Here is an 8,061-nt window from a genome sequence, read left to right as displayed (position 1 = left end):
CTGTTTTTTTATCTCGAAGAGAAGTATCCTGAATCATTTGAGTTTTTCTATCATGAATCTTTTCTGCTTTTTTGCCGCAGACAGGACATTTAACATGATCTATTTTATAGTCAGCTACAAAAACTAAATATTCCTCCGTTTTAATTAAATCTGTTGCAACTAGGTCTGGTAAATCCATTAAATCTGTGATAAGATTATTATGCATTTGCTTGACTCCTTTATTGAATTTTTGGTGTTGTAACTATTTAATTCAACGGAGCCAGGCAAATGCCTTTTTTATTTAGATATTTTTAGATTTACAGTTTTTTCTTCACAACATTAATTATACAACCCTAATTTAAAATTAAATTTAGTTATTGCAGCAGTACTTGCTTTTATGCTAGCTATATTTATAATGTTTTTTACTGAGTTTATTAAGTCAGAATAGTAGATAATAAAACCTGCTCTTGATCAAGAGCAGGTTTTATTATCTAAAATACACCACTGAAGAGCTGATTTTTTATTAATTTTTTCTTTAAATAAAGCTAGTGTTTTGTTTTTAAAATTACCATACTGCTGTTGGATATCTTTAAGCGGGTCTAGATAGGCTGACTCAACAGCTGGTAATCCACTGGCAGCTTTTTCAATTAATAGACTAATTAGAGCTTTTCTGGTCTGATAACTATTATTTGATAACATTTTATTTTTAAAATCCAAGAATTCAGCTTGATTATATTTTAATGATTCTTGATAAAGATAATTGAGATTTTCTTTTTGATAAAAAAGCCCCTTTAACAAGGCTGCAAAAGCAAAATTATAAGGATAAGGCACAGCATCAGCTGTTCTAATTTCAATATATTTTTTAGTTCTGATGTCAGGGAAAACCATAGAGAGATAGTGTTCAATCTGCTGAGAGTTATTATTTTTCATCAGATCTTTAATCAAAGTCTCTTTACTATAGACTAATTTATTATTGTCTTTATCAATAATAGCAGGTGTATTCAAAATATATTCAGCATAACTTTTATAGCTGAAATTCTCAGAAAAAACACCATTAATAATGCCAGAACGATTACTGTCACAGTGAGACCATATATTAGCTCTGACACTAGGCCCAGAAGTTATTTTGCTGGAGAAAAAGGCTGTATTATCGAATAAGTAATAAATCATAGGTGTTAAAAAATAAGCAGCTCTTATCTTTTTCTGATAATCTGCTTCATCTTCATAATCAATACTTAATTGGAGAGAAGCTGTCCCTTTCATCATATGATGAGCAAACTCACCTTTATTATTAAAATATTTATACATATAATGATAGCGTTTTTTAGGCAGTAATGGTATTTCACTAATCTTAGTTATCGGTTGATAACCAACCGCCATCAATATTTGCTTATTTTCCTGTAAAATAGGTTTTATTTCCTGCCAGAAAGCTAAATAAATTTTTTCTATTTTCTTTAAACTTTGATAAGGACTAATACTTAGTTCTAGCTGTCCTCCTGGTTCGAGAGTGATTGTGCAATTATCTTTCTGGAGAGCAATTAAGTTTTTAGCTTCATAAATTTTTTGCCAGTTATTAACTGATAATTTTTCCAAAATTGAGCTTATACCATGTTCTCCTCTATAACTAACAGCAGTTAAATCTTGATTGAGGACAAGATTTTCAAATTCTAGACCTAGTTTAAAGTCAGCTGCCTTAGTTTCAGCCTGTCTTATGTAATTAACTAATGCTTTAATCTGCTTTGAGTATTCCATAATTCATCCTTTCTATCTAGATTGTTGATTATTTTAGTCATATATATAAACTTAGCGCTGATTAACTAAATTCCTGCTTTAATTGACTACCTAAAGTTTATTTATTTTAATTGTGAGATCTTTTTGACTGGAGTTGAATCTTAGTGTTCTTTGTAATAAAATTAATTTGATGAATTATACTTAATATGAATATGACTTAAGGAGTCTGATAAGATGAAAATTACTGTTGCAGGGGCAGGTTATGTTGGATTATCGAATGCAGTGCTGCTGGCCCAGAACCATGAAGTAATCGCTGTTGATGTAATTGAAGAAAAAGTAGAGCAGATAAATCAGGGTCAATCACCAATAGTTGATAGTGAGCTTGAAGATTATTTAGCTAATCATGAGCTCAATTTGCGAGCTACAACTGATGCTTTAAAAGCTTATCGAGAAGCAGATTATGTAATAATTGCTACTCCAACTAATTATGATCCAGAACAAAACTATTTTAATACAAGAACTGTAGAGGCTGTAGTAGCCAATGTTTTATCATTTAATGAAGATGCAGTTATGATTATTAAATCTACAGTACCAGTTGGTTATACAGCAGAATTAAGAGAAAGATTTGATACACAAAATATTATTTTTTCACCAGAATTTTTACGAGAGGGTAAGGCGCTTTATGATAATTTATATCCATCTCGGATTATTGTAGGTGAGCAGTCTCGAAGAGCTGAAAAATTTGCTAATTTACTTAAAGAGGGAGCAATTAAAGAAGATATTCCAGTATTGTACACTGATTCCACAGAAGCAGAAGCAATTAAACTATTTGCCAATACATATTTAGCAATGCGGGTTGCTTTCTTTAATGAATTAGATACTTATGCCGAATTGAGAAATCTAAATACTAAACAAATAATTCAGGGAGTAGGGCTCGATCCACGAATTGGTGACCATTATAATAATCCGTCTTTTGGTTATGGAGGATATTGTCTCCCGAAAGATACCAAACAGCTATTAGCTAATTATAAAGATGTTCCTAACAATATAATGCAGGCTATAGTGGATGCCAATCGAACCAGGAAGGACCATGTGGCTGATATGATTATTGAACAGCACCCTAAAATTGTTGGTGTTTATCGTTTAACTATGAAAAAGAATTCAGATAATTTCCGTCAGTCCTCAGTCCAGGGAGTTATGAAAAGAATTAAAGCAAAAGGAATTGAAGTTATTGTTTATGAGCCAACATTAAAGGAAGAAGACTTTTATAATTCGCGAGTAGTAAATAATCTAGCTGATTTTAAAGCAGAATCAGATATAATTATTACTAATCGAATGGCTGCTGAAATTAAAGATGTAGCAGAAAAAGTATATACTAGAGATTTATTTAATAATAATTAATTAAAGACAGACTAATTAAAGAGACTTTTCAGCTAAAAATATAGTTAATATTAATTATTGGAAAGTCTCTTTTTGACTAACTTATTTTCTTTTATCAAGAATGTGATTTTTTTTACAATAGGTATAAAATGATTAATTTATTAATTAACAGTAAATAATTTAAAGCCTTTATTGACCTGCTTTAACAGCTGATTATAGTTGAAGAATTCTAACAATTTAGAATACCGGAAAAAGCTGTTTAAAAGATGTGAAATATTTGACAGCACAATTGTAAAGTATTATACTAAAAGAGGAAATAAATAATAAAAAATTTACCTTATTAATAGGAGGGAAAGTTATAATGGCAAAGAAAATGAAGACCATGGATGGAAACACTGCTGCAGCTCATGTAGCGTATGCTTTTACAGACGTAGCAGCTATCTATCCTATTACTCCTTCATCTCCAATGGCTGAATTAGTTGATGCCTGGAGCGCTAATGGTCGTAAAAATATTTTCGATCAAGAAGTTAAATTGACTGAAATGCAGTCTGAGGGAGGAGCATCTGGTGCAGTACACGGTTCTCTGGTGGCAGGAGCTTTGACAACTACTTTTACAGCTTCTCAGGGATTATTATTAATGCTGCCTAATATGTATAAAATTGCCGGTGAATTATTACCTGGCGTTTTTCATGTTAGTGCACGTACTGTTGCTACTCATGCTTTATCAATTTTTGGTGATCACTCTGATGTAATGGCTGCTAGACAAACAGGTACTGCTATGTTAGCTTCCGGTAGTGTGCAGGAAGTTATGGATTTAGCTGGTGTTGCTCATCTAGCATCAATTAAATCAAGTGTACCATTTGTCCATTTCTTTGATGGTTTTAGAACATCTCATGAATATCAAAAAATTGAAGTTTTAGATTATGAAGATCTGGCAGAATTAGTTGATTATGGCAAAGTCAGTGAATTTAGACACAGAGCTCTAAATCCTGAACGCCCTGTAACAATGGGTACAGCTCAAAATCCTGATATCTTCTTCCAAGCTCGCGAAGCTGCTAATAGTTTTTATGAAGCAGTTCCCGATATTGTAGAAGATTATATGGCGGAAATATCCAAATTAACTGGTAGAGAATATCATCCTTTTAACTATATTGGAGCAGAAGATGCTAAATATGTAGTTGTAGCGATGGGTTCTGTAACTGATACTATTGAAGAAACAGTTAAATACTTAGTTGAACAAGGAGAAAAAATTGGTCTGATTAAAGTAAGACTTTATCGTCCATTTTCCGAAAAATACTTCATGAAGGCTCTTCCAGAAACTGCTGAGAAGATTGCTGTGCTTGACAGGACAAAAGAACCTGGTGCAGTAGGGGAACCACTTTATGAAGATGTAAGAGCTCTCTTTTATGATAAAGAAAAACGTCCTGTAATTGTTGGAGGTCGTTATGGTTTGAGTTCTAAGGATACAACTCCTACTCACATCAAAGCTGTCTTTGATAATCTGAAAGAAGATAAACCTAAAAATAACTTTACTTTAGCAATTAAAGATGATGTAACTAATACTAATCTTGAACCTAAGGATTATATTAATACTTCACCAGCAGGTACAGCTCGCTGTAAATTCTGGGGCTTTGGTTCCGATGGTACCGTTGGTGCTAATAAAAATGCAGTTAAAATCATTGGTGATAATACTGACAAATATGCACAGGCTTATTTCTCCTATGATTCTAAAAAATCTGGTGGAGTTACAGTATCTCACTTAAGATTTGGTGATCAACCAATTAAATCTACATATTTAATTGATGAAGCTGATTATGTAGCCTGTCATAAAGAATCATATGTTGAAAACTTTGATATGGTTTCTGATCTCAGAAAAGGGGGAACTTTCCTTCTTAACTGTACCTGGTCAGAGGATGAATTAGCTGCCAAACTTCCAGCTGAAATGAAAAAATATATTGCTGAAAATGATATTAAATTTTATACCATTGATGGTGTAAAGATTGCTCAGGAAGTTGGTCTCGGTGGTAGAATTAACATGGTAATGCAGACTGCTTTCTTTAAACTAGCTGACATTATTCCTGTTGATGATGCTGTTAAATATCTCAAAGATGCCATTAAGAAAACTTATGGTCATAAGGGAGATAAGATTGTTGAAATGAACTATAAAGCAGTTGATAAGGCTCTTGATGCTTTAGTTAAAATTGATGTGCCTGCTGATTGGGCAAATGCTGAAGCTGAAGCTGAAGTAGAAACTGAAGAAAAACCTGAATTTGTCAAAGAAGTTCTGGAAGTTGTTAATGCTCAACAAGGTGATGATTTACCTGTTAGCACTTTTGTTGGTCGTGAAGATGGCCACTTCCCTCCTGGACTTTCTAAATACGAAAAACGTGGAATTGCTATTAATGTTCCTGATTGGGACTTTGATACCTGTATTCAGTGTAACCAATGTTCATTAGCTTGTCCTCATGCCGTTATCAGACCTTTCTTACTTGATGAAGAAGAAGCTGCTAATGCGCCAGAAGGATTTACTACTCTTGATGCTCGTGGCAAACAATTAGAAGGTTTACAATACAAGATTCAGGTAAGTCCTTATGATTGTACAGGTTGTGGAGTTTGTGCTGATGTTTGTCCTGTTAATGCTCTTGAAATGGAACCATTTGCTAAGATGGCAGAACAAGAAGCAGATAACTGGGATTATGCTATTAACGAAATAACTGTTAAAGATGACCTAATGGATCCAGTTAACATTAAAGGTAGTCAATTCCAACAGCCACTACTTGAGTTCCATGGAGCTTGTGCTGGTTGTGGAGAAACTGCTTATGCTAAGTTAGTAACTCAGTTATTTGGTGATAGAATGTTGATTGCTAATGCAACAGGTTGTTCTTCAATCTGGGGTGGTTCTGCACCAGTATCTGTTTATACAACTAATCCAGAAGGACATGGTCCTGCCTGGGCTAACTCCTTATTCGAAGATAATGCCGAATATGGATATGGTATGTATTTAGCTAATCAACAAATTAGAGCTAAAATTTCTGATCTAATGAAAGAAGCAATTGACTTAGATCTGGATGCTAAATTAACAGAGTTAATGAAAGAATTCCTGGCTAACTTCAAAGATGGAGAAAAGACACAGGAAATTAAAAAAGAAATGATGCCTTTGCTGGCTAAATATAGTGACAACGAAGTAATTGCTGAGATTGTTGATAGAAAAGAATTTATGACTAAAAAGTCTCAGTGGATTATTGGTGGAGACGGCTGGGCCTATGATATTGGCTATGGCGGTTTAGACCATGTAATTGCTTCTGGTGATGATGTAAATGTTCTGATCTTTGATACAGAAGTTTACTCTAATACCGGTGGTCAATCTTCTAAAGCTACTCCTACTGCTGCAGCTGCTAAATTTGCTGCTTCTGGTAAGAAGATTAAGAAGAAAGACTTAGGCCAAATGGCTATGACTTATGGTTATGTATATGTTGCTCAGATTTCTCTGGGTGCTAATATGAATCAGGCCATTAAGGCTATTGCAGAAGCTGAAGCTTATGATGGACCTTCCATTATTATTGCTTATGCTCCCTGTATTTCACATGGACTTAAAAAAGGTATGGGTTGCAGTGTATCTCAGGAAAAAGATGCTGTTAAAGCAGGATACTGGCACTTATTCCGTTTCAATCCTGAACTTAAAAAAGCAGGTAAGAATCCATTTAGTCTGGATTCAAAAGCACCTACAGGTAGTTTCAGAGACTTTATTCTTAGTGAAGTACGTTTTGCTTCCTTACAGAAAACATTCCCTGAAATTGCTGAAGAATTATTTGAACGCTCTGAACAAGATGCTAAAGAACGTTATGAATCTTATAAACGTCTTGAAGCAGCTTATGCTCCGGAAGAAGAATAATACTTCTATAAAAATAAATAAAAAAGGTAGCGGGACGCCGCTACCTTTTTTTTATGCTTTAAAATATTTATTTTATTTGAAAAATAAGATGACTAGTAAAGCTGCACCTGCAACCTGAATCCAGGCTGTTCCCAATCCTACTAAGAGGGTTTTTGGGCCCTGCTTAAGTAGAGCAGAAATTTTAATTTTTAAGCCAATTGCTGCCATAGCAGTAATTAATAATAAGTGACTAATTATTTTTAAATAATCAATTAAAAGATTGGGAATTAAGTTTAAAGATGCTAAAATACCCAGAATTAAAAATCCAATAATAAAAGTCGGTATTTTAACTTTTGCTTGTTTACTCTTAGACTTGTCATTAAATAATAAACTTAAAAGTACTACAACTGGTCCTAACATCAAAATTCTTCCCATTTTAACAATTGTGGCGATTCTGCCCACTAAGTCGTTAACTGAGAAACCAGCTGCTACTACTTGACCTGTTGCCTGAAGAGTAGTTCCAATTAGCAAACCGCTATTTGTATTATTAAGTCCAATTAATCTAGCTAGAAATGGCAAAGTGAAAATACCAATAGTTCCCAATAAATTAACTACACTAACGGAAAGGCCAATTTCTTCTTCCGTATTTCCAATTACTGGTGCTGAAGCTGCAATAGCTGAAGAACCACAGATTGCATTACCAATCCCAATTAAAAGTCCAAATTTGTTATTAAGTCCAAGCAACTTACCAATTATAAAACCACTAAAAACAGTTAAAGCTACGACGAAAATAATTAACATAATAGAAGTAAAGCCTAATTCTTTAAGTACATTTAATTGTAATTTAACTCCCATTAGCATAATAGCAGCTGCCAGTAATTTCTTTTCGGCAAATTTAACTCCCGGGCCATAACTATCATTTAAATCAATTAAATTACCAAGAATAAACCCTAGAATTATTGCAGAAGTTACTGCTCCTAGATTTGGGATTAACTTTGCCAGGTAGTTAGCCAGGATAGCAATTAAAATTGTTAAAGTTAACCCCTTAATATTTTCTTTTAAATATGATATTAAATACGACATTTTTTCCTCCCTGTAAA

Annotated in this window: 5 protein-coding genes; 2 read left to right on the top strand and 3 right to left on the bottom strand. The window is 33.4% G+C overall.

Going from position 1 to position 8,061, the window contains the following annotated elements; genetic code table 11:
* Window positions 1-205, bottom strand: a 205-nt coding sequence (locus BMZ74_RS08180; protein WP_089861759.1) for a transposase family protein, incomplete at its 3' end; no start/stop codon positions are given.
* A gap of 245 nt (window positions 206-450) precedes the next feature.
* Window positions 451-1,731, bottom strand: coding sequence for a glutamate-cysteine ligase family protein (locus tag BMZ74_RS08175; RefSeq protein ID WP_089861758.1), 1,281 nt, complete (start codon window positions 1,729-1,731; stop codon window positions 451-453).
* A 213-nt stretch (window positions 1,732-1,944) separates the two neighbouring features.
* Between BMZ74_RS08175 and BMZ74_RS08170 the strand changes: the two genes are divergently transcribed.
* Both BMZ74_RS08170 and nifJ read left to right on the top strand, forming a co-directional pair.
* Window positions 1,945-3,111, top strand: a complete 1,167-nt coding sequence (locus tag BMZ74_RS08170) for a nucleotide sugar dehydrogenase (RefSeq protein ID WP_089861757.1) — start codon at window positions 1,945-1,947, stop codon at window positions 3,109-3,111.
* Between the two features lie 340 nt (window positions 3,112-3,451).
* Window positions 3,452-6,982, top strand: a complete 3,531-nt coding sequence (nifJ, locus tag BMZ74_RS08165) for a pyruvate:ferredoxin (flavodoxin) oxidoreductase (protein ID WP_089861756.1) — start codon at window positions 3,452-3,454, stop codon at window positions 6,980-6,982.
* Between the two features lie 72 nt (window positions 6,983-7,054).
* Here the strand turns inward: nifJ and BMZ74_RS08160 are convergent, their stop codons facing one another.
* A complete protein-coding gene (locus BMZ74_RS08160) occupies window positions 7,055-8,044 on the bottom strand; it encodes a YeiH family protein (protein ID WP_089861755.1) in 990 nt (329 codons plus the stop codon).
* Window positions 8,045-8,061: the final 17 nt, after the last annotated feature.

It is taken from the genome of Halanaerobium salsuginis, from assembly GCF_900114545.1.
Lineage (GTDB): Bacteria > Bacillota > Halanaerobiia > Halanaerobiales > Halanaerobiaceae > Halanaerobium > Halanaerobium salsuginis.
Note: the sequence above shows the minus strand (reverse complement) of the source record. Positions and strands in the feature narration are given on the sequence as shown.

Excerpts from the sequence above, each read along its gene's own strand:
- BMZ74_RS08175 (WP_089861758.1), bottom strand. The coding sequence starts at position 1,731 with ATGGAATACTCAAAGCAGATTAAAGCATTAGTTAATTACATAAGACAG.
- BMZ74_RS08160 (WP_089861755.1), bottom strand. The coding sequence starts at position 8,044 with ATGTCGTATTTAATATCATATTTAAAAGAAAATATTAAGGGGTTAACT.
- nifJ (WP_089861756.1), top strand. The coding sequence starts at position 3,452 with ATGGCAAAGAAAATGAAGACCATGGATGGAAACACTGCTGCAGCTCAT.
- BMZ74_RS08170 (WP_089861757.1), top strand. The coding sequence starts at position 1,945 with ATGAAAATTACTGTTGCAGGGGCAGGTTATGTTGGATTATCGAATGCA.